The sequence below is a fragment of the Pseudomonas sp. XP1 genome (assembly GCF_053557675.1).
The window spans coordinates 148202-168931 of the sequence record NZ_JBNRIJ010000005.1 but is presented as its reverse complement, the minus strand read 5'-3'; the positions used below and the strand labels follow the sequence as shown (position 1 = coordinate 168931).

The window sequence follows — 20730 nt, the reverse complement described above, 5'->3', positions numbered from 1 at the left end:
CCAGCCCCGATTACCTGGATAACCAACTCGCGGCGCACATGCGCCAACTCTGAAGGAATAGCCCATGTCCAGCGTTACCCTGCGCCCTGTCACCACCCAAGACCATGCTGCCTGGCAGGCCCTGTGGCAGGCCTACTTGCACTTCTATGAGTCCGAATTGACCGAGGAGGTCAGCCTCAGCACATGGCAACGCCTGCTCGACCCGAACGAACCGACCCATTCGGCCTTGGCCTGGGTCGATGGCAAGGCAGTGGGCATGGTCAACTTCATCTACCATCGTACCAACTGGAGTATCGGCAACGCCTGTTACCTGCAGGACCTGTACGTAGACAGCATGCAACGTGGCCTGGGTATCGGCCGCCAGCTAATCGAGCATGTCTACGCTGCAGCCAAGGCCGAAAACTGCAGTAAGGTGCACTGGCTGACCCACGAGACCAACGCCACCGCCATCAGTCTGTACCAACAGGTTGCCGAGCGCTCGGGCTTCATCCAATTCCGCAAAGAGTTCTGAACCGAACATGACCGACGCATTGAACTGGAAACCCGCCGCAGCCCCCCAGGCCGAGCCCATCGACGGCCGCTTCATCCGCCTGGAAAAGCTCGACCCGGCGCGCCATGGCGAAGACCTCTGGGAGGTGCTGCAAGGCCCGGCGGCCGACCCGGTGCTGTGGGACTACCTCCCTTATGGCCCATTCACCGAACGTGCCGCCTTCGACCGTTGGCTGGAAGGTAACGCCGCTGGCCGCGACCCGCTGTTCTACACCGTCATCGACCGCCCCAGCGGCCAGGCCCAAGGCATCCTGAGCCTGATGTCGATCGTGCCCGACCACGGCCGCATCGAAATCGGGCACGTCGCCTTCGGCGCCGCCATGCAGCGTACGCCCAAGGGCACCGAGGCGGTGTACCTGCTGGGCAAGCTGGGCTTCGAGCTGGGCAACCGCCGGCTGGAGTGGAAGTGCAACAACGCCAACGCACGCTCCAAGCGTGCGGCTGAGCGGTTTGGCTTTGTTCATGAAGGAGTGTTCCGCAAGCACCTGGTGGTGAAGGACCACAATCGAGATACGGCGTGGTATTCGATTACCGATGAGGAGTGGCCGGCGCTGGCGACCGCGTTCGAGCGCTGGTTGAGTGAAGAGAACCAGCGGCCGCAAGGCCAGGTGCGGACACTTGAGGACTGCCGTAGGGGGTGAACGGCATAACCGATCACGGGCCGGCAGGCCCGCGATCGGTGCAAGCCCGGTTATCTGATCGGGCTCGCACGCCTGACGACGCCCATCTGCAAACCGAACGGTTTGAATACCGCGTTCAACGATTTGAGCGTGGGGTTACCGTCCCCTGCTCGATCTGAATGAGCGTTCGCACGGAAATCTTGCACATCAGCGCAAACTGGGTCTGCTGCATCTTTGCAACTTCTACGCGCAGGCGGCGAACGGCAGCACCCAGCTCGATTGTGCCGTCGGCAATACCTTCGCGCACGCCATCGATCATCAGACCTCGGGCATCGATGGAAACCGCCATGCCAACCCCCACTCCGCCATTCGGCGCTCGAGCTTGCCCAGCGCAATCGACGGGTGATTCATCACTACCTCCGGGAGCCCAAGGCCGGACAAGATATCAGGCAATGCCAATAGGTGCCGGGCCTCCTGACGCAGACGCTGGTAAGCCTCATCCGGATCGATGAATTCGGCCAGCGCAACACAGGCTGCCTGCCAGTCGATTTCGCCTGCTCTTTCGATCAAAGCGGGCCACTTCGTCTGTTCACTGGCCACCGTCTCGATGCCAAGCTGCTGCAACGCCCTGTAATAGAGGTACTCGGCCCGCAGGATCTCCTGATCATCGGCCAAGGCCTGGTGCCTGGCGAACTTGATGAACCAATGGCGACAGGCCCTCTCATCCGCAAGCACCGCGTCCGGGTACAGGTGGCCGTTTTTATCTTCGGTCATCAGCAGCTTTGGCGCCTCTCCACCGGCGCCTGTCGCGCCACCTATGGCCGCGCCCTGCTCGTAGGCGTACTCCAGAGTCATGTAATTGGAGCGTGAGTCGGTACATAAAAAAAGGGGAGCATCCGCTCCCCCGAGGTAAACCGCCAGTAGATGAGGGCTTATCTCAGCCTTCGATCTCGATCAGGATCTCGCCCGGTGTCACGCGGTCGCCCTTGGCCACGTGGATGGCCACGATCTTGCCAGCGATACCCGCCTGCACTTCGGTCTCCATCTTCATCGCTTCGGTGATCAGCACAGCCTGCCCGGTCTTGACCATGTCGCCTTCCTTGACCAGCACATCGACGATGTTGCCCGGCATGGTGGTGCTGACGTGGCCCGGGGCGCTGGCCTGCTTGCGCTTGCTGCTGCCGCCACCGACGAATTCGTTGAGCGGCTCGAACACCACTTCTTCCGGCATGCCGTCGATCGACAGGTAGAAGTGGCGCTTGCCTTCGGCCTTCACGCCCACACCGGTGATGTCGACACGGTAGGTTTCGCCGTGCACGTCGATGACGAACTCGGTCGGTACGCCTTCACCGCTGTGGGATGCTACTGCGCCCGCTTCAGGAATTGGCAGCAGGACTTCAGGGGTCAGAGTGCCGGCTTCGCGTTCTTCGAGGAACTTGCGGCCAATGTCCGGGAACATGGCGAAGGTCAGCACGTCTTCTTCGCAACGGGCCAGGGCGCCGATGTCGGCACGCAGCTTGGCCATTTCCGGCTTCAGCAGATCGGCCGGGCGTACGTCGATCACTTCTTCGCTGCCGATCGCCTGGCGGCGCAGCTGCTCGTTGACCACACCCGGGGCCTTGCCGTAACCGCCTTGCAGGTACAGCTTCACCTCGTTGGTGATGGTCTTGTAGCGCTCGCCGGCCAGCACGTTGAAGAACGCCTGGGTGCCGACGATCTGCGAGGTCGGGGTCACCAGCGGCGGGAAGCCGAGGTCTTCACGCACGCGCGGGATCTCTGCCAGCACCTCGTTCATGCGGTTTAGGGCGCCCTGCTCCTTGAGCTGGTTGGCCAGGTTGGAAATCATGCCGCCCGGTACCTGGTTGACCTGCACGCGGGTATCCACAGCGGTGAACTCGCTTTCGAACTGGTGGTACTTCTTGCGCACGGCATAGAAGTACAGGCCGATTTCCTGCAGCAGTTCCAGGTCCAGGCCGGTATCGAATTCGCTGCCCTTGAGCGCGGCAACCATCGACTCGGTGCCTGGGTGGCTGGTGCCCCAGGCGAAGCTGGAGATGGCGGTGTCGATGTGATCGGCGCCGTTTTCCACAGCCTTCAGCTGGCACATGGCGGCCAAGCCGGCAGTGTCATGGGAGTGGATGAACACCGGCAGCGACTGCTCTGCCTTCAGTGCCTTGACCAGTTCGCCGGTGGCGAACGGGGTCAGCAGGCCGGCCATGTCCTTGATCGCGACCGAGTCGCAACCCATGGCTTCCATCTGTTTGGCCTGGTTCACGAAAGCTTCGATGGTGTGTACGGGGCTGGTGGTGTACGCGATGGTGCCCTGGGCGTGCTTGCCGGCAGCCTTGACCGCTTCAATGGCCACGCGCAGGTTACGTACGTCGTTCATGGCATCGAAGATGCGGAACACGTCGATACCGTTGACCGCTGCCTTGGCGACGAACGCCTTGACCACGTCGTCGCTGTAGTGGCGGTAGCCCAGCAGGTTCTGGCCGCGCAGCAGCATTTGCAGGCGGGTGTTGGGCAGCGCCGCGCGCAGCTTGCGCAGGCGCTCCCACGGGTCTTCCTTGAGGAAGCGTACGCAGGCGTCGAAGGTGGCGCCACCCCAGACTTCCAGCGACCAGTAGCCGACCTTGTCGAGCTTGTCGCAGATCGGCAGCATGTCTTCGGTACGCATGCGGGTGGCCAACAGGGACTGGTGGGCGTCGCGCAGGATCGTGTCGGTTACGTGAATTTTCTTGGACATTATGGGGTTCCTCACAGGCCTGCGTGGGCGGCGATGGCGGCAGCGATGGCCAGGGCCAGCTCTTCGGGTTTGCGCTTGATCGAGTAGTTGGTCAGTTCAGGGTGGCTTTCGACGAAGCTGGTGTTGAACTGGCCGCTACGGAATTCCGGATTGCGCAGGATTTCCTGGTAGTACGCGGCGGTGGTCTTCACCCCTTGCACGCGCATGTCGTCCAGGGCCCGCAGGCCGCGGTCCATGGCTTCTTCCCAGGTCAACGCCCACACCACCAGTTTCAGGCACATGGAGTCGTAGAACGGCGGAATGGTGTAGCCGGTGTAGATCGCCGTGTCGGTACGCACGCCCGGGCCGCCGGGGGCGTAGTAACGGGTGATCTTGCCGAAGCTGGGCAGGAAGTTGTTCTTCGGGTCTTCGGCGTTGATGCGGAACTGCAACGCGTAACCGCGGTGCTGGATGTCTTCCTGCTTGACCGAGAGCGGCAGGCCCGAGGCAATGCGGATCTGCTCACGGACGATGTCGATACCGGTGATTTCCTCGGTGATGGTGTGCTCCACCTGCACTCGGGTGTTCATTTCCATGAAGTACACCTCGCCATCGGCGAGCAGGAACTCCACGGTACCGGCGTTCTCGTAGTTGACCGCCTTGGCCGCACGCACCGCCAGGTCGCCGATGTAGGCGCGCTGCTCGGGGGTGAGCTGGGGGCTCGGGGCAATTTCGATGAGTTTCTGGTTGCGGCGCTGGATCGAGCAGTCGCGCTCGAACAGGTGCACGACGTTGCCAAAGCTGTCACCGAGGATCTGCGCCTCGATGTGCTTGGGGTTGACGATGCACTTTTCCAGGAACACTTCCGCGGAACCAAAGGCCTTGGTAGCCTCGGAGATGACGCGAGGGAAGTTCTGTTCCAGTTCTTCACGGCTGTTGCAACGGCGAATACCACGGCCGCCACCACCAGAGGTGGCCTTGAGCATGACCGGGTAACCGATGCGGTCACCTTCGCTCAGGGCTTCGTGAATATCGGCAACGTTGCCTTCGGTACCCGGAGTTACCGGTACACCGGCGGCGATCATGGTGCGACGCGCTTCGGTCTTGTCGCCCATGCGGCGAATGACCTCGGCGGCCGGGCCGATGAACTTGATACCTCGCTCGGCGCAGATCTCTGCCAGTTCAGCGTTTTCCGACAGGAAGCCATAGCCCGGGTGCAGGGCATCACAGCCGGTTTCCACAGCCAGGTTCACCAGCTTGCGCGGGTTCAGGTAACCGGCCAGCGGCTCGGCACCAATGCTGTGGGCTTCGTCGGCGCGCTTGACGTGCAAGGCATGACGGTCGGCATCGGAATAGATCGCGACAGAGCGAATGCCCATTTCGGCGCAGGCACGGACAATCCGAACTGCGATTTCACCCCGGTTGGCGATCAGGATTTTTTTTATCACTGGAGTCTTCCCAAAGCCGTAGGAACAGTCGAGCCGGTTCTACCGGTCGGCGCGTGACCAGACGTTGCTGGCCAGTCGCACATTCACCCTAGCGCTGTAGGTTGATAAACAAAAATCAATATTTGTTAGGGGCTGTATTAGCAAAAGCTTATAGTGCGGTAACAAGGTGTTGCCGAAGGGCGGATAAAAATGCGTAAGTCCTTGATGCGTATGACTTTGCGTCAATTACAGATCTTCAACGAGGTGTGCGATTTGCGTTCGTACAGCCGTGCGGCGGAAGAGATGGCGCTGACGCAACCCGCCGTAAGTCTACAGATCCGCCAGCTCGAAGAGCTGATCGGCCAGCCGCTGTTCGAGTACGTGGGCAAAAAACTCTACCTGACTGAAGCTGCCGAGGCCCTGCAACGCGCCAGCCGCGATATCTTCGGGCGCCTGGAGAGCCTGGACATGCAGTTGTCGGACATGCAGGGCTCATTGCAGGGGCAGTTGAAACTGGCTATCGAATCCAGTGCCAAGTACTTCGTGCCACACCTGTTCGCGGCCTTCAAGCAGCGTCACCCGGAGGTCAACCTGACCCTGACGGTGGTCAATCGCGCCCAGGCCATCCGCCGCCTTTCGGACAACCGCGATGATCTGATCATCATGTCCATGGTGCCGCAGGACATGGGCCTGGAGTTTCTGCCATTCCTCAACAACCCGATCGTCGCGGTGGCGCCGCCCGAGCACCCGTTGTGCAAGCTGGAACAACTGCGCCTGCAGGACCTGGAGCCTCATACCCTGCTGGTCCGCGAACAGGGTTCGGGCACGCGCAAGGCTTGCGAGGAATACTTCAAGGACAAGCGCGTGCATTTCACCCAGACCTTGGAGGTGGCTTCGGCCGACGCCCAGCGCGAGTGCGTGATTGCCGGCCTTGGCATTGCCCTGCTTACCCGCCATGCGGTCAACCTGGAGCTGGCCACCGGGGTGCTGAGGGAGCTGCCTGTGGAGGAACTACCGCTGTACCGCAGCTGGTGCGTGGTGCAGTCCAAGGCCAAACGGCAGTCGCCGGTGGCCTTGGCCTTCCTGGCGTTCATCCGTAGCGAACGTGCACTGATCAGCGCACTGGTTGAGCGTTTTTCGGGGAAGCTGCTGCCGACGCCTGCCAGACCGTGAGCTCTCGCAGCTCGGGGTAGTCCACGAGTTCGCGAAGCAGTTGACGTTGGTCGCAATAGCTCTCGATCGCGCGGCGGTATTCCATGCGGCGCTGATCCTTTTCCTGCTGCTTGCGAGCCTTGGCGCTGGGTTGGTACGTACCGTCGAAGTCACGAGCCATTGCCTGTCTCCCTGATAGGATGCGGGGAGTTTCAGACTGGCTTTGATGGTTTACGGTTTGGCTGTGGAATGGTGACAAAACCGTGAATTTTTACTGCCTGTGCTGGCCCATTCGCGGGCTCGCCCGCTCCCACAGGTACTGTGCACCTGTTGAAATTGGCGCAATCCCTGTGGGAGCGGGCAAGCCCGCGAAGAGGCCAGTGCAGGAAGAATTCAGTCGTCGGTAGCCTTGATCGACTTGGGCGACAAGCGCAGGCTGCGCAAGCTGCGCTTCACGCTCTTCAGGTGGTTGACCAGGCTCGGCCCGCGCGCCATGGCCACGCCCATGGCCAGCACGTCGATCACCACCAGGTGGGCAATACGCGAAGTCAGTGGGGTGTAGATTTCGGTGTCTTCATGCACGTCGATCGCCAGGTTGACCGTCGACAGCTCCGCCAGCGGGGTCTGGCTGGGGCACAGGGTAATCAGGTTGGCGCCGCTCTCACGGACCAGGTTGGCAGTGATCAGCAGGTCCTTGGAACGGCCCGACTGGGAAATGCATACCGCCACATCACCCGGCTTCAGGGTCACCGCCGACATCGCCTGCATGTGCGGGTCGGAATAGGCTGCCGCGCTGAGCAGCAGCCGGAAGAACTTGTGCTGGGCATCGGCCGCTACCGCACCGGAGGCGCCAAAGCCATAGAACTCCACGCGCTGCGCCTGGGCCATGGCGGTCACTGCCTGCTGCAGCGCCTGCGGGTCCAGGTGCTCGCGCACTTCCATAAGGGTGTGCAGCGTGGTGTCGAAGATCTTCAGGCTGTAGTCGGCGACCGAGTCGTCTTCATGGATAGCGAACTGGCCGAAACTGGCTCCCGCAGCCAGGCTTTGCGCCAGCTTCAGCTTCAGGTCCTGGAAGCCCGAGCAACCGATCGCGCGGCAGAAACGCACGATGGTCGGTTCGCTGATACCCACGCTGTGCGCCAGGTCGGCCATGGAGCTGTGCATGACGGCAGCCGGGTCGAGCAGCACGTGGTCGGCTACTTTGAGTTCCGATTTGCGCAGCAGGTGGCGCGATTGGGCGATATGTTGCAACAGATTCACAGGCTGGACTCGGTTATGATCGGCTGGCCGGGTTGTAGCTTTCTTGTAGTTATACTACATGGACGCCAACCCGCCCAGTTAAACGAACGTGGAGAGTGGTGGTTTGACTATTCCTTGCGACATTCTGGTCTTCGGCGGCACCGGCGATCTGGCCCTGCACAAATTGCTTCCGGCGCTCTACCACCTGTTTCGCGAGGCCCGTTTGAACAACGCCGTGCGGATCATCGCGCTGGCACGACGCAACTTGCCACGTAACGATTATCTCAAGCTTGCCGAGCGCCATTGCCGGGCACAGATTGCCCGCAACGACTTCGACGAAGAGGTCTGGCAGCGGTTTTCAGCACGAGTCGACTATTTCGCCATGGATGCTTCGCAAAGCGCCGATTTCGGCCGCCTGGCGCGCTACCTGGGCGAGCCCGGCGGCTTGACGCGCATCTTCTACCTGGCCACCGCTCCCAACCTGTTCGTGCCTATTGCCAAGCACCTGCATAACGCCGGCCTGGCCGACGCCGAAGCGCGCATCGTGCTGGAAAAGCCGATCGGCCACTCGCTGGAATCGGCTACCGCCATCAACGAAGCGATTGGCGCAGTGCTGGAGGAAAACCAGGTATTTCGCATCGACCACTACCTGGGCAAGGAAACCGTGCAGAACCTCATGGCCCTGCGTTTTGCCAACGCCCTGCTGGAGCCGGTGTGGCGCAACAACCAGGTCGACCACGTGCAGATCAGCGTATGCGAGACCTTGGGGGTAGAGAACCGCGGCGCCTACTACGACCGCGCCGGGGCGACCCGCGACATGCTGCAGAACCACTTGCTACAGCTGCTATGCCTGGTGGCCATGGAGCCCCCCGCGCAGTTTGAAGCCGAAGCGGTGCGTGACGAGAAGGTGAAGATTCTGCGGGCTCTCAAGCCCATCACTGGCCAGGATGTGCAGGACAAGACCGTACGCGGCCAGTATGGCGCCGGGCGCATCGGCGGCCAGGAAGTGCCGGCCTATTATTTCGAAAAGGACGTCGACAACGACAGTGACACCGAGACCTTCATCGCCATCGAGGCGCACATCGACAATTGGCGCTGGGCGGGCGTGCCCTTCTACCTGCGTACGGGCAAGCGCATGGCACGGCGCTCATCGCAGATCGTCATCCAGTTCAGGCCGGTGCCCCACGAGCTGTTCAACGGTGGCCAGGTCAACCAGCTGCTGATCCAGTTGCAACCGGACGAACGCATCAGCCTGCGCATGATGACCAAGAGCCCGGGCAAGGGCATGCGCCTGGAACCTGTGGACCTGGATCTGAACCTGGCCCAGGTGTTCAGCCAGACCCGCCGCTGGGACGCCTACGAGCGCCTGCTGCTGGATGTACTGGAGGGCGACTCGACGCTGTTCATGCGCCGCGATGAAGTGGAAGCGGCCTGGGCCTGGATCGACCCGATCATCAAGGGCTGTGAAGAGCACTTCCAGGCACCGCGCCCTTACCCGGCAGGCAGTAACGGGCCGGAGCAAGCCAACAGCCTGCTGGCCAGGCACGGCAGGCACTGGCATAGCTGAAGCACTGCCCTGCTCCCGTGTCAGGCGAAAGGGCAGAAAGTAGCCCCAGCGCGCTGGCGCTACTTTCAACCCTAGACAGGAGCAGACAATGGCTACTATCACCAACCTCGTTGCAATCAACGACATCGCCCACGGCAAGCAGGTTTTCAGGGTTCATGGCACGGTTACGGTCGCCTCCCCGGCCATCGAACCGGTACTGGTCGAGCCCAAGGTGCGCCACAGGGGTGGCTGGGAAGTGCTGGAGCTTCAACTGCTGGATAGCGGCGCAATCACACCGCAGGTGCTGACGGAAAAAACCGTGGTCTTCGAACGTGCAGGCGGCACTGGCTGGAAAACCGTGGAGATAATCCATGCCGACAGTTCGCAGCGCTGCGAAATTCGCACCATCGAGGCGATTGACTGAGCCGCTGCCGGCCAGGTCGCCCGAGCGGTGGCCTGGCACCTGCCATCAGCTCGATGAACGGGCATGCGGCAGGTGAATATTTATACAGTGGAGGTTTGCCCCATTTCCTGCCGCGCCCTAGAATGGCCCGATGCGCACAGACGACCTCTCCCTCCTGCTGAATTCCCTCAACGATGCCCAACGCCAGGCCGTAGCGGCCACGCTCGGGCGTCAACTGGTGCTTGCTGGCGCCGGTTCCGGTAAAACCCGCGTGCTGGTGCACCGCATTGCCTGGTTGATCCAGGTGGAGCAGGCATCGCCGCACTCGATCCTGTCGGTGACCTTCACCAACAAGGCTGCGGCAGAAATGCGCCAGCGGATCGAGCAACTGCTGGGCATCAACCCGGCAGGCATGTGGGTCGGCACCTTCCACGGCCTGGCCCATCGCCTGCTGCGGGCCCACTGGCAGGAAGCACGGCTGGTGCAGAATTTCCAGATCCTCGACAGCGACGACCAGCAGCGCCTGATCAAACGGGTGATGCGCGAGCTGGGCCTGGACGAGCAGAAATGGCCGGCACGCCAGGCCCAGTGGTTCATCAACGGGCAGAAGGACGAAGGCCTGCGCCCACAGCATATCCAGGCCGGGGGCGACCTGTTCCTGTCGACCATGCGCGACGTCTATACCGCCTACGAGCAAGCCTGCGAGCGCGCCGGGGTCATCGACTTCTCCGAGCTGCTGCTGCGCGGCCTGGACCTGTGGCGCGACCATCCGGGCCTGCTGGAGCACTACCAACGGCGCTTCCGCCACGTGCTGGTGGACGAGTTCCAGGATACCAACGCCGTGCAGTACGCCTGGCTGCGCCTGCTGGCGCGCGGCGGTGACAGCCTGATGGCGGTGGGCGATGACGACCAGTCGATCTACGGCTGGCGCGGTGCCAAGATCGAGAACATTCACCAGTACACTGCCGACTTCCCCGACGCCGAAATGATCCGCCTGGAGCAGAATTACCGCTCCACCGGCGGCATCCTCAAGGCTGCAAATGCGCTGATCGCCAATAACAGCGGGCGCCTGGGCAAAGAGCTGTGGACCGACATGGGTGAAGGCGAACCGCTGACCCTGTATGCGGCCTACAACGAGCATGACGAAGCGCGCTACGTGGTAGAAACCATCGAGAGCCTGGTCAAGCAGGGCAATGCACGCAACGAGATCGCCATTCTGTACCGTTCCAACGCCCAGTCACGGGTGCTGGAAGAAGCACTGCTGCGCGAACGCATCCCCTACCGCATCTACGGTGGCCAGCGCTTCTTCGAGCGCGCGGAAATCAAGAACGCCATGGCTTACCTGCGGCTGATCGAAGGCCGTGGCAACGATGCCGCCCTGGAGCGGGTGATCAATGTGCCGCCACGTGGTATTGGCGAAAAAACCGTCGAAGCCATCCGCGAGCACGCCCGCCACAGCCAGCTGTCGATGTGGGAGGCCATGTGCCAGCTGCTCGCCGCCAAAGCCCTGAAAGGCCGCGCCGCCAGTGCCCTGGGTGCGTTCATCGAGCTGATCGAGGGGTTGGCTGCCAAGGTCGTGGACATGCCACTGCATACCATGACCCAGACCACCATCGAGCAGTCCGGGCTGATCATCTATCACCAGGAAGAAAAAGGTGAGAAGGGCCAGGCACGGGTAGAAAACCTTGAGGAACTGGTCAGCGCAGCGCGCAACTTCGAGTCCACCGACGAAGACGCCGACCTCTCGCCACTCTCGGCATTCCTCGGCCACGCCTCGCTCGAGGCAGGCGATGCCCAAGCCGACGAGCATGAAGACAGCGTCCAACTGATGACCTTGCACAGCGCCAAGGGCCTGGAGTTCCCGTATGTGTTCCTGGTGGGCATGGAAGAAGGCCTGTTCCCGCACAAGATGAGCCTGGAAGAGCCTGGCCGTTTGGAAGAGGAACGCCGCCTGGCTTATGTGGGCATCACCCGCGCCATGCGCCAGCTGGTCATGACCTACGCCGAAACGCGTCGCCTGTATGGCAGCGAGACCTACAACAAGGTTTCACGTTTCGTACGCGAAATTCCGGCGGGCCTGGTTCAGGAAGTGCGCCTGTCCAACAGTGTCAGCCGCCCGTTCGGCGGTGCAAAGACGGCCACGAACAGCAACCTGTTCGCAAATGCCAGCATTCCGCAGACCGCCTTTACCCTGGGCCAGCGTGTGCAGCATGCGGTGTTTGGCGAGGGTGTGATCCTGAACTTCGAAGGCTCCGGCGCCCAGGCGCGGGTGCAAGTGAATTTTGCCGAAGGCAGCAAGTGGCTGATGCTGGGGTATGCCAAGCTCGAGGCTATCTAAAAGCCTGCGCAGGTCCTTGTAGGAGCGGCCTTGTGTCGCGATAGGGCCGCAAAGCGGCCCCACCATAGTGGCGTTGACGCTGATATCTTGGGGCTGCTTCGCAGCCCTTTCGTGACACAAGGCCGCTCCTACAAGTCCGTCAAAAGCACGTTGTAACACTCAGGCAAAAGCTAGAAACATTATGTCGCTGGTCATGTGCCCGGGAACCTGTGCACCATGACGCGCGTGCAATCCACAACAGGGGATATCCCATTTATGCAACGTTTTCTTAGCATCGCTCTGGCGCTCTGCGTCGGCCTGACGCTGAGCCTGGACGCCAACGCCAAGCGTTTTGGCGGCGGCAAGAGCTCGGGCTCCGCGCCTATTCACCAGACCCGCCAGGCCACGCCAACCACGCCTGCCGCCGCGCCGACCGCACCTGGCCGTGCCGCTCCGGCCGCCAGCGGTGCTTCGCGCTGGTTGGGCCCTCTGGCCGGCCTCGCCGCAGGCGGCCTGCTGGCTTCCATGTTCATGGGCGACGGTTTCGAAGGTTTCCAGATCATGGACTTCCTGATCGTGGCGCTCATCGCCTTCCTGGTGTTCCGCTTCATCGCAGCGCGCCGTCGCCAGCAGCAGCCACAAATGGCCATGCCGGGCCATGCGCCGATGCAGCGTGAAGCTCACGCACAGCCTGCCCAGCCATCGATCTTCGGTGGTTCGGCTGCACCTGCTGCCGCAGCCGCACCGGTGATCAACGCCCCGGCCTGGTTCAACGAGCAGAACTTCCTGGCTGCTGCCCGTAACCACTTCCAGGCGCTGCAGCAGCACTGGGACGCTAACGAGATGGACAAGATCGCCGAGTTCGTCACCCCTCAGATGCTCGAGTTCCTCAAGCGCGAGCGCGCTGAACTGGGTGATGGCTTCCAGTCCACCTATATCGACAACCTCGAGGTGCAGCTGGACGGTGTCGACGACCGTGCCGACCGTACTGACGCCACCCTGACCTTCCGTGGCGTGTCGAAGAACTCGCGCTTCGACCAGGGCGAAGTGTTCAGCGAAAGCTGGCACATGGTCCGCGCCCAGGGCGAAAACCAGCCTTGGCTGGTGGCCGGTATCCGTCAAAACGGCTAACCGCTGCGTGCTGCACAAAAAACCCCGGGCCTGCCCCGGGGTTTTTGCTTTTGCCAGAGTGGCCTACTAGGGTATAACGCGCAGCGTTGTCATCTAGGTCAGAGGAAGTGAACCGTGGAAGAAGTGATCGAGCAACTCCGTGAAGCCAATGAGCCAGTGCCGGTGCCCCTTGAGCTTCCCGATGAGGACCAGCTGGTCGAGATCGAAGAAGAGCTGTTCATCAACATTCCGTTCGTGTTCAAAGAGTTCCTGCTGACCGTCAGTGACGTGGTTTATGGCTCACTGGAGCCGGTGACCGTTACCGACCCACAGTCGCATACCTACCTGCCAGAAGTCGCCGCCAACGCCTGGGATGCCGGCGTACCACGTGACCTGATTCCACTATGCCAGGACGGCGACAACTACTACTGCGTCGAAGAGGATGGCACCGTGGTGCTGTGGGATGCCGAAGAGCAAATCGTCGGTGAAGACAGCTGGGAATCGGTGTGGCACTGGGCGCGGGATGTCTGGTTGGAGAGCTGATTTCGATCTCTGATCTGGTGCTGCTTGTGCCGGCCTCTTCGCGGGTTTACCTGCGTAGAGGCCGGCACAGAAATGGGAATTTATGGCCTAATGCCACTGGTATAGTTAAGATCGCCAGGCTTTCTGCGCATGACGACATCGCTACCGCTCCATCCCCTCGGACGACGGTGAAATCTTGCGCAGGGAGCATTGCCCCTTCAGTGCGTATTCTCGCGGCTGTTCTCCAGCGTCTCCAGCAAGGCAATCTGCATGCGCGTATGCACGCGGATAAACCAGCGCCACAGCAAGGCCACCACCACCGCAGCCACCACGGCAATCACCAACAGCAGCTCGCTGGTCGGCAGAATGCTCGCCGACAGCGCCGACAGCAGCAGGAAAATTACCAGCAGCGACAAAAGCGGGATTACCTCGGCAATCACACGGCGCACCCGCTGGGTATGCCGCCCGGCCGTTTCCGGCTTGACGCCCATCTCTGCCAGTAGCATCGACAGCGCCTTGAGCTTGCGATAGGCAGCAATCAGGAATGGCAACGACAGCAATAACGCTGCGCCCCAGATCAGTGCTTTCTGTTGGCTGGCATCGCTGACCCACTCGCTGAGCCAGTTACCGATACGCCCGGCGAAATAGCCACCACTGAAGAAGATGGCGATCACCAGCGCCAGGTTCACCCCAACCTGCAACAGGATGCGCCGGATCATCGCCGCGAGCATGGCGCCCTCGCCCTGCGGCTGGATGCTGCGCAACCATTCGCCATACAACGACAGCACCCGCGCCAGACGGCTGGGCACTACCTTGCCCAGCTTGAGCGACAGCGGGTCGGCGGCACGGATCAGGTAGGGTGTCAGCAGCGTGGTGATTGCGGATACAGCCACCGCCACCGGGTAGAGGAAGTCGCTGGTCACCTGCAGGGTCATGCCCAGCGCGGCGATGATGAAGGAAAACTCGCCAATCTGCGAAAGCCCCATGCCCACTCGCAGCGATGTACGCCCGTCATTGCCGGCAATGAACGCGCCCATACCGCACGAGAGCATCTTGCCCATCACCACCGCCAGGGTAATGACCACGATCGGCCAGGCATAGTCGATCAGCACCTGGGGGTCGATCATCAGGCCGATGGCGACGAAGAAGATGGCGCTGAACAGGTCGCGTACCGGTTCGATCAGGCTCTCGATCTTCAGCAACTGGCGCGACTCGGCCATGATCGCGCCAATCAGGAAGGCGCCAAGCACCATGCTGTACTCGAGCTTCACCACCAGCAGGCAGAAGCCGAAGCACAGGCCCAATACGGTTATCAGCAGCATCTCGTTGCTTTCGAACTTGGCCACGTAGGCCAGCAGCCGCGGCACCAACAGGATGCCGACGACCAGCGCGACGATCATGAACAGCGACAGCTTGCCGACAGTGGAGAACACCTCGCCCGAGCTGACCGTACCGCTGACGGCGATGCCCGACAGCAGGGCAATGATGCCGATACCGAGGATGTCCTCGACGATCAGCACGCCGAATATCAGCTGGGCGAAACGCTCGTTCTTCATTTTAAGGTCATTGAGCGCCTTGACGATGATGGTGGTCGAGGAAATCGCCAGGATGGCGCCGAGGAACAGCGAATCCATGGTGTTCCAGCCGAACCAGCGGCCAATCTCGAAGCCGATCCAGATCATCAGCACGATTTCCAGAAACGCCGCGATGAACGCCGTGGCGCCTACCTTGAACAGCTTGCGCAGGCTGAATTCGAGCCCCAGGCAGAACATCAGGAAAATCACCCCCAGCTCGGCGAGGGTCTTGATGGTGTCTTCGTCGTGGATCAGGCCGAACGGTGGAGTGTGCGGGCCGATGATGAAGCCGGCGACGATGTAGCCCAGCACCACAGGCTGCTTGAGGCGGTGAAAGAGAATGGTGACCACGCCAGCAACCAGCATGATGACTGCCAGGTCCTGGATAAAGCTGATGGCATGCATGGCGTGATACTCCTTTTCTCGTCCGTTGCCGGGTGCCTGGGCAGACCGCTCCTCCGCCAAGGCAACCCTGAGCGAGCAGCAAGTACATACTGTTTTAATGCAGGAAAAGCCCATGTTGCATGGGTGTAGTCAGGTTAACATCGCACCCCGCCGCAAAAAGGCGGTGCAATATGCAGAAACAGATCGGCTGGAAAAGCGCCGGTGATGGCATGATCGGCGTGACGATGGAGCGTCAGCCAACGTCCCGTACCAGGAAGGCAAATTCAAAAGAGGGGAACAGAAGTGTCTGCAGATAATGCCCCCCATTCGCCCGATTCAGCGCAACCTCACCGTGAGCACACTATGGAACCTGGAAACGCCCAGCTGAGCATGACCGTCCTGATGACCCCGGACATGGCCAACTTTTCTGGCAACGTACATGGCGGCACACTGCTCAAGTACCTCGACGAAGTGGCCTATGCGTGCGCCAGCCGCTATGCCGGCAGCTATGTAGTCACCCTGTCGGTCGACCAGGTGATCTTCCGCGAGCCCGTGCACGTGGGTGAACTTGTGACCTTCCTGGCATCAGTAAACTACACCGGCAACACCTCGATGGAGGTGGGCATCAAGGTGGTGACCGAGAACATCCGCGAGCGCTCGGTGCGCCATTCCAACAGTTGCTTCTTCACCATGGTCGCGGTCGACGACAACCGTCGCCCGGTGCAGGTGCCGCCGCGCCAGCCGCAAAGCAGTGAAGAAAAGCGCCGCTTCCTGCAGGGCCAGCAGCGCCGACAGATCCGCCAGGAGCTGGAAAAACGCTACCAGGATCTGAAAACCGACGCGATTTAAAGCGCCAGCAGCTGTGCCTCGAAGCGCACCCTTGGGTGCGCGATGCGGTCCTGGGCCCGCACCAGCTGCAGTTCATAGCTGGCACAGGCCTGGGTTTCCAGCAGCACTTCGTGTACCGCCGCAGCGGTGAATTCGAACGCCTGCACCCAGCTGTCGCCAAGCAGGGCTCGGGCCAGGAACAGGCCTGAAGTCAGGTCCCCCACCCCTACCGGCTGCCGCGGGAACGCCAGCAGCGGGCGGCGCAGGTGCCAGCTTTGCTCGGCGGTCACCAGCAGCATCTCAAACTGATCTTCGGCGCGTCCGGGGTAGGCCAGGTGCTTGACCAGCACCACCTGCGGCCCGCGCTGCAGCAGGCTGCGCGCCATGTTCACGCAGTCCTCCAGCGACTGCGCTCGGCGGCCACAGAAGCTGTCCAGCTCCAGCTGGTTGGGGCACAGGATGTCAGCCCTGGCGGCCGCCTCGTCGAGCAGGAACTCGCTGACTTCTGCTGGCACGATGCAGCCCTTCTCCGGGTGCCCCATGACCGGGTCACACAGGTACAAAGCCTTTGGGTTCACCGCCTTGATCCGCTCGACGCCGGCCAGAATCGCCCGACCTTGTTCGGCACTGCCCAGGTAACCGGACAACACCGCGTCGCAATGTCCCAGCTCGCCGATGTTGGAAATGCCTTCCACCAACGCAGGAATTTGCGCAGGGGCAAGCACTTCACCTGCCCACTGGCCATACTGTGTGTGATTGGAGAACTGCACGGTATTGAGCGGCCACACGTTGACCCCGATGCGCTGCATGGGAAACACCGCGGCGCTGTTGCCGGCGTGGCCGAACACCACGTGGGACTGAATGGCGAGCAAGTGCGGGGTACGTTTCATGCGGGAGGTTTCCAAAGCTGTTTCAGGGATTGTGCGCAACGCAGTATGAACTTGATTGCCACCTGTACGACAGGCCAGGGACGCAGTTAAGCTGGATCGACCTGTTTGGAGCATATGCAAATGTTGACCCTGGAAAACCTCTTCGTCCTGATGCTGGTCGCCACTGCAGGCGCCTGGTTGTGGCACAACCATGGGTTGCGCGAGAAAGCCCTGGAACGGGTCAAACAGCATTGCGCCAAGCTAGACCTCGAACTACTCGACGACGCAGTCGCGCTCAAGCGAATCGCCTTTGTCCGTGACGCCAACGGCCGCAAGCGCCTGGCGCGCGTCTACGCCTTCGAGTTCACCGTCACGGGCGAACAGCGCCACCCCGGTACCGTGACCCAGTTCGGCGCCCACAGCGTGCAGATAGAACTGGCGCCCTACCCGTTCGAGATCAAGACCCCACCGCGCACCGACAATGTCATCGAGATGCAGCAGTGGCGCCAGGAGCACAACCGCTGGCGCAATTGATCAGCTGACACGACATTCGCTCAACCCGGCCTGCAGCACTGATTGCGATTGCGGCTGGTCGAAAATCAGCTCGATACGCGTATCCCTGCGCCAGTCGCTGGGCTGCCAGGCGGGCATGTCCCCATTCAGGCCATTGAACGACTGCCAGCCCTCCACGCTGTGGATAACCCCCTTGGCGCGCCGCCATGGCCAAGTGCGCAAGAATGCCTGCAGCCGTTGTGGATAAAACTGCTGGCCAGGGTGCCATCGCCAGCCAATGCTCCAACCCCCCTCTCCCTGCTGGGCAAGACAGATAGGCTGGCCGGGATCAGCCCATAGCGCCGGTGGACTTCGAAAATTGTCGGTAATCCTGTTATCCACAACCAAGCTGTCGACCATGCCATGGGTTACATCGGGAAGGTCCGACAAGGGCAGCTTCCCTTGGACGGTCCAGAATATTTTCTTCCCAGATAATTTATTATTTATCAATGACTTATATTTTTCATCCACAACCTCGGATTTGTTCAAGACAATCCAATCAGCAGCATCGAACGCCTGCCGTTGAGCCTCCAGAAGCTGCTCGTTCCGGACCATGGACTGTGCGTCCACGACCATCAGTAATGGCTGTATTTTCAGCACGCCAGCCCAAGGAGGTTGTTGCAACTGAGCAAGCAACTGCAAAGGATGACCCAGCCCGGACGGCTCGATGAACAGCCGGTCAGGGCGGGACTTGCGCAGCAGTCGACCCAGGCCCACCTGGAACGGCATGCCATTGACGCAGCACAGGCAGCCACCTGCGACCTCACCGATGGCGATGCCGTCCTCGTCACGGCTTAGCAAGGCCGCATCCAGGCCTACCAGGCCGAATTCGTTGATCAATACAGCCCAGCGCTCATTGGCCGGGCGCTGGGCCAGCAAATGACGGATCAGGGTGGTTTTGCCGGCCCCCAGCGGGCCGGCAATCACGTGAGTTGGAATGTTCTGCAACATGGGGCGGCTTCGGGCGATGTTGATGCCTCACTATGCGCCGTCAGGCCAGCCAGTCAAGGCTGAGCAGCAGGCGCCCCAGCTGCCCCGAGGGCGAACGATGCACCAGGCCCGCGCCTTCGTTGCCCTGCCACTTTTCACCTTTGAGCACCGCCACGTCGCCAGCTTGCAAGTGCTGTACGTTATCCACAGGCGGCACTGCTGTGTGTAAGTCACCCCGAGGGCTCGCGTCCTCTTTCAACCACTCGCTACCTGGGCCAGCGTAGGTGGTGAGCAGGCGCAGCGGAACGTTATCCACATGGAAGCGCGGGCACATGGGACCTGTCAGTACCCGCAGGCGCAGACCGACCCGCTGCGCACCCACCAGGCAGGTATAGGCCGCCACCAGCCAGGCAACATCCGACACGAATGCCTCATAGCCGTGCAAATCGGCCGCTTCGCGCAAGAGTTCGGTGAATACCGGCATGCGCTGCTCGTCCACATCGATGACGCGCTGGTCAGCCAAGGGCTGGCCAAGGCTGACCACCAGCGCGGCAAAGTCCTCCAGTTGTGGCGGCAGACGTCGTCGCCATACCGCCAGGTTCACGCCATCCTGCAGCACATCGGTCAGCACCTGCGGTGTCTCGCCAAATACCTGGAAAATATCCACAGGCTTGCGTGCAGGGTTCATGCTGCGGCCTCCTCATGCCATGGACCAAACGGATCGGGCAGGCGCAACCAGCCCATGTGCCCCAGCTCCATTTCCTGATCGGTCAAAAGGCATGCATCGAGTTCTGTGGATAATTTTTCGAAGTCGATATTCTGTCCGATGAACACCAGTTCCTGCCGGCAATCACCGCTCTCGGCAACCCAGTTCTTCAAGATTGCGGCAGTGTTATCCACGTCCTGTGGCCACTGCTCGCGCGGCACGAAACGCCACCAGCGGCCCGCCAGGCCATGGCGCATCATGCCGCCTGCCTGCGACCAGCTTCCGGCTTCCTGGTATTTGCTGGCCAGCCAGAAAAAACCTTTCGAACGCAACAGTCGGCCATTGCTCCAGGGCGTGTGGATAAAGTCGAAAAAGCGCTGTGGATGAAGGGGCCGCCGGGCCTGCCAGGTGGTGGCGGCAATGCCGTACTCTTCGGTTTCCGGCACATGCTCGCCACGCAACTCCTGCAGCCAGCCCGGTGCCTGGGCAGCCTGGTCGAAGTCGAACAGGCCGGTATCGAGGATGCGCTCCAGCGGTACCCGGCCCATGACCATGGGCACGATCTGTGCCCGGGCATTGAGGCTGCGCAGAATGGCCATGAGTTCTTCGCGCTCGTGCTGGCTGATCAGATCGATCTTGCTCAGCAACAGTACATCGGCGAACTCGACCTGTTCGATCAGCAAGTCACTGATCGAGCGCTCGTCCTCCTCACCCAGGGTTTCGCCGCGGCTGGCCAAGCTGTCTGCTGCCTGGTAATCACGTAGGAAGTTCAGCCCATCGACCACGGTGACCATGGTGTCCAGGCGCGCCATGTCGGACAAGCTGCGGCCCTGTTCGTCCCGGAAGGTGAAGGTCTCGGCCACCGGCAGTGGTTCCGAGATCCCCGTGGACTCGATAAGCAGATAATCAAAGCGCCCTTCTTCGGCCAGCCTCGCGACTTCCTCAAGCAGGTCTTCACGCAGCGTGCAGCAGATGCAGCCATTGCTCATCTCCACCAACTTCTCCTCGGCACGGTTGAGGCTCACGTTGCGCTGCACCTCGCTGGCATCGATGTTGATTTCGCTCATGTCATTGACGATGACCGCAACCCGCAGGTTGTCGCGGTTACGCAGTACATGGTTGAGCAAGGTGCTCTTGCCGGCGCCAAGGAAGCCGGACAGCACGGTGACAGGGAGACGGTTGGACATGGCGAAACCTCTTCAGGCGAGCGCATTCGAAACGATGCATTGCACAATGTTATAAAGTAACAATACAATTTCGCCAAGCCGTTCTCGATG

The 20730-nt window shown here is 61.4% G+C and carries 19 protein-coding genes and 2 pseudogenes; 10 read left to right on the top strand and 11 right to left on the bottom strand.

The window, feature by feature from the left end; genetic code table 11:
• Positions 1 to 64 precede the first annotated feature (64 nt).
• Both ACK1U9_RS07085 and ACK1U9_RS07080 read left to right on the top strand, forming a co-directional pair.
• Entirely contained in the window at positions 65 to 511 is a 447-nt protein-coding gene (locus tag ACK1U9_RS07085; protein WP_046615352.1) for a GNAT family N-acetyltransferase, read from the top strand.
• 7 nt (positions 512 to 518) lie between these two features.
• Complete coding sequence (locus ACK1U9_RS07080) at positions 519 to 1190, top strand: GNAT family N-acetyltransferase (protein ID WP_085601083.1); 672 nt, start codon at positions 519 to 521, stop codon at positions 1188 to 1190.
• 50 nt (positions 1191 to 1240) lie between these two features.
• On the opposite strand, the pseudogene ACK1U9_RS07075 reads toward ACK1U9_RS07080, so the two are convergent.
• The 4 genes and pseudogenes from ACK1U9_RS07075 to ACK1U9_RS07060 all read right to left on the bottom strand — a co-directional run bounded on the left by ACK1U9_RS07075 (position 1241) and on the right by ACK1U9_RS07060 (position 5342).
• A pseudogene (locus ACK1U9_RS07075) lies at positions 1241 to 1518 on the bottom strand (helix-turn-helix domain-containing protein).
• Positions 1488 to 2018 (bottom strand): annotated as a pseudogene (locus tag ACK1U9_RS07070) (type II toxin-antitoxin system HipA family toxin); the annotation flags it as partial. The pseudogenes ACK1U9_RS07070 and ACK1U9_RS07075, both read right to left, overlap by 31 nt.
• Positions 2019 to 2106: 88 nt before the next feature.
• Positions 2107 to 3915, bottom strand: coding sequence for a sodium-extruding oxaloacetate decarboxylase subunit alpha (gene oadA / locus ACK1U9_RS07065; RefSeq protein WP_085601082.1), 1809 nt, complete (start codon positions 3913 to 3915; stop codon positions 2107 to 2109).
• An 11-nt stretch (positions 3916 to 3926) separates the two neighbouring features.
• Positions 3927 to 5342: an acetyl-CoA carboxylase biotin carboxylase subunit gene (locus ACK1U9_RS07060; protein WP_013974837.1), complete on the bottom strand. Its 1416-nt coding sequence runs from the start codon at positions 5340 to 5342 to the stop codon at positions 3927 to 3929.
• Between the two features lie 189 nt (positions 5343 to 5531).
• On the opposite strand from ACK1U9_RS07060, the gene ACK1U9_RS07055 reads away from it, so the two are divergent.
• Positions 5532 to 6494, top strand: a complete 963-nt coding sequence (locus ACK1U9_RS07055) for a LysR family transcriptional regulator (protein ID WP_085601081.1) — start codon at positions 5532 to 5534, stop codon at positions 6492 to 6494.
• Here the strand turns inward: ACK1U9_RS07055 and ACK1U9_RS07050 are convergent.
• On the bottom strand, positions 6436 to 6654 hold the full coding sequence (locus ACK1U9_RS07050; RefSeq protein WP_080958475.1) for a PA3496 family putative envelope integrity protein: 219 nt from the start codon (positions 6652 to 6654) through the stop codon (positions 6436 to 6438). The genes ACK1U9_RS07055 and ACK1U9_RS07050 overlap by 59 nt on opposite strands.
• Positions 6655 to 6866: 212 nt before the next feature.
• A complete protein-coding gene (gene hexR, locus ACK1U9_RS07045) occupies positions 6867 to 7733 on the bottom strand; it encodes a transcriptional regulator HexR (protein ID WP_011536461.1) in 867 nt (288 codons plus the stop codon).
• 103 nt (positions 7734 to 7836) lie between these two features.
• Between hexR and zwf the strand changes: the two genes are divergently transcribed.
• The 5 genes from zwf (at position 7837) to ACK1U9_RS07020 (ending at position 13631) form a co-directional block, all read left to right on the top strand.
• Positions 7837 to 9279 (top strand): glucose-6-phosphate dehydrogenase, encoded by a 1443-nt coding sequence (gene zwf / locus ACK1U9_RS07040; protein ID WP_085601080.1) that lies wholly within the window; start codon positions 7837 to 7839, stop codon positions 9277 to 9279.
• Positions 9280 to 9367: 88 nt separating this feature from the next.
• Entirely contained in the window at positions 9368 to 9682 is a 315-nt protein-coding gene (locus tag ACK1U9_RS07035; protein ID WP_046615345.1) for a hypothetical protein, read from the top strand.
• Between the two features lie 130 nt (positions 9683 to 9812).
• Positions 9813 to 11999, top strand: a complete 2187-nt coding sequence (gene uvrD, locus ACK1U9_RS07030; protein ID WP_085601079.1) for a DNA helicase II — start codon at positions 9813 to 9815, stop codon at positions 11997 to 11999.
• Positions 12000 to 12254: 255 nt separating this feature from the next.
• Positions 12255 to 13109 (top strand): Tim44 domain-containing protein, encoded by an 855-nt coding sequence (locus tag ACK1U9_RS07025; RefSeq protein WP_013974842.1) that lies wholly within the window; start codon positions 12255 to 12257, stop codon positions 13107 to 13109.
• Between the two features lie 114 nt (positions 13110 to 13223).
• Entirely contained in the window at positions 13224 to 13631 is a 408-nt protein-coding gene (locus ACK1U9_RS07020) for an SMI1/KNR4 family protein (protein WP_085601078.1), read from the top strand.
• Between the two features lie 197 nt (positions 13632 to 13828).
• Here ACK1U9_RS07020 and ACK1U9_RS07015 read toward each other — a convergent pair whose 3' ends face one another.
• Positions 13829 to 15589 (bottom strand): cation:proton antiporter, encoded by a 1761-nt coding sequence (locus tag ACK1U9_RS07015; RefSeq protein ID WP_108480434.1) that lies wholly within the window; start codon positions 15587 to 15589, stop codon positions 13829 to 13831.
• Between the two features lie 342 nt (positions 15590 to 15931).
• Here ACK1U9_RS07015 and ACK1U9_RS07010 point away from each other — a divergent pair, with 342 nt between their 5' ends.
• Entirely contained in the window at positions 15932 to 16417 is a 486-nt protein-coding gene (locus ACK1U9_RS07010; protein ID WP_003260046.1) for an acyl-CoA thioesterase, read from the top strand.
• Here the strand turns inward: ACK1U9_RS07010 and pdxY are convergent.
• A complete protein-coding gene (gene pdxY / locus ACK1U9_RS07005) occupies positions 16414 to 17286 on the bottom strand; it encodes a pyridoxal kinase PdxY (protein ID WP_046615342.1) in 873 nt (290 codons plus the stop codon). The genes ACK1U9_RS07010 and pdxY overlap by 4 nt on opposite strands.
• A gap of 120 nt (positions 17287 to 17406) precedes the next feature.
• Here pdxY and ACK1U9_RS07000 point away from each other — a divergent pair, with 120 nt between their 5' ends.
• Positions 17407 to 17799 (top strand): DUF3301 domain-containing protein, encoded by a 393-nt coding sequence (locus ACK1U9_RS07000; RefSeq protein WP_015272369.1) that lies wholly within the window; start codon positions 17407 to 17409, stop codon positions 17797 to 17799.
• Here the strand turns inward: ACK1U9_RS07000 and ACK1U9_RS06995 are convergent, their stop codons facing one another.
• From ACK1U9_RS06995 to zigA, 3 genes are read right to left on the bottom strand one after another with little or no spacing between them, the layout of a single operon-like run.
• The gene (locus ACK1U9_RS06995) at positions 17800 to 18768 is read right to left on the bottom strand and encodes a CobW family GTP-binding protein (protein ID WP_108480433.1); all 969 of its coding nucleotides are present in this window, start codon (positions 18766 to 18768) and stop codon (positions 17800 to 17802) included.
• A gap of 40 nt (positions 18769 to 18808) precedes the next feature.
• Positions 18809 to 19435, bottom strand: a complete 627-nt coding sequence (locus tag ACK1U9_RS06990; RefSeq protein WP_046615340.1) for a DUF1826 domain-containing protein — start codon at positions 19433 to 19435, stop codon at positions 18809 to 18811.
• Complete coding sequence (zigA, locus tag ACK1U9_RS06985) at positions 19432 to 20640, bottom strand: zinc metallochaperone GTPase ZigA (protein WP_085601073.1); 1209 nt, start codon at positions 20638 to 20640, stop codon at positions 19432 to 19434. Before zigA ends, ACK1U9_RS06990 begins: the two co-directional genes overlap by 4 nt.
• Positions 20641 to 20730: the final 90 nt, after the last annotated feature.

Bases quoted from the DNA above. Each gene is read 5' to 3' on its own strand.
- ACK1U9_RS07085 (WP_046615352.1), top strand. From the start codon at position 65: ATGTCCAGCGTTACCCTGCGCCCTGTCACCACCCAAGACCATGCTGCC.
- ACK1U9_RS07080 (WP_085601083.1), top strand. From the start codon at position 519: ATGACCGACGCATTGAACTGGAAACCCGCCGCAGCCCCCCAGGCCGAG.
- oadA (WP_085601082.1), bottom strand. From the start codon at position 3,915: ATGTCCAAGAAAATTCACGTAACCGACACGATCCTGCGCGACGCCCAC.
- ACK1U9_RS07055 (WP_085601081.1), top strand. From the start codon at position 5,532: ATGCGTAAGTCCTTGATGCGTATGACTTTGCGTCAATTACAGATCTTC.
- ACK1U9_RS07050 (WP_080958475.1), bottom strand. From the start codon at position 6,654: ATGGCTCGTGACTTCGACGGTACGTACCAACCCAGCGCCAAGGCTCGC.
- ACK1U9_RS07035 (WP_046615345.1), top strand. From the start codon at position 9,368: ATGGCTACTATCACCAACCTCGTTGCAATCAACGACATCGCCCACGGC.
- uvrD (WP_085601079.1), top strand. From the start codon at position 9,813: ATGCGCACAGACGACCTCTCCCTCCTGCTGAATTCCCTCAACGATGCC.
- ACK1U9_RS07025 (WP_013974842.1), top strand. From the start codon at position 12,255: ATGCAACGTTTTCTTAGCATCGCTCTGGCGCTCTGCGTCGGCCTGACG.
- ACK1U9_RS07015 (WP_108480434.1), bottom strand. From the start codon at position 15,589: ATGCATGCCATCAGCTTTATCCAGGACCTGGCAGTCATCATGCTGGTT.
- ACK1U9_RS07010 (WP_003260046.1), top strand. From the start codon at position 15,932: ATGGAACCTGGAAACGCCCAGCTGAGCATGACCGTCCTGATGACCCCG.
- pdxY (WP_046615342.1), bottom strand. From the start codon at position 17,286: ATGAAACGTACCCCGCACTTGCTCGCCATTCAGTCCCACGTGGTGTTC.
- ACK1U9_RS07000 (WP_015272369.1), top strand. From the start codon at position 17,407: ATGTTGACCCTGGAAAACCTCTTCGTCCTGATGCTGGTCGCCACTGCA.
- ACK1U9_RS06995 (WP_108480433.1), bottom strand. From the start codon at position 18,768: ATGTTGCAGAACATTCCAACTCACGTGATTGCCGGCCCGCTGGGGGCC.
- ACK1U9_RS06990 (WP_046615340.1), bottom strand. From the start codon at position 19,435: ATGAACCCTGCACGCAAGCCTGTGGATATTTTCCAGGTATTTGGCGAG.
- zigA (WP_085601073.1), bottom strand. From the start codon at position 20,640: ATGTCCAACCGTCTCCCTGTCACCGTGCTGTCCGGCTTCCTTGGCGCC.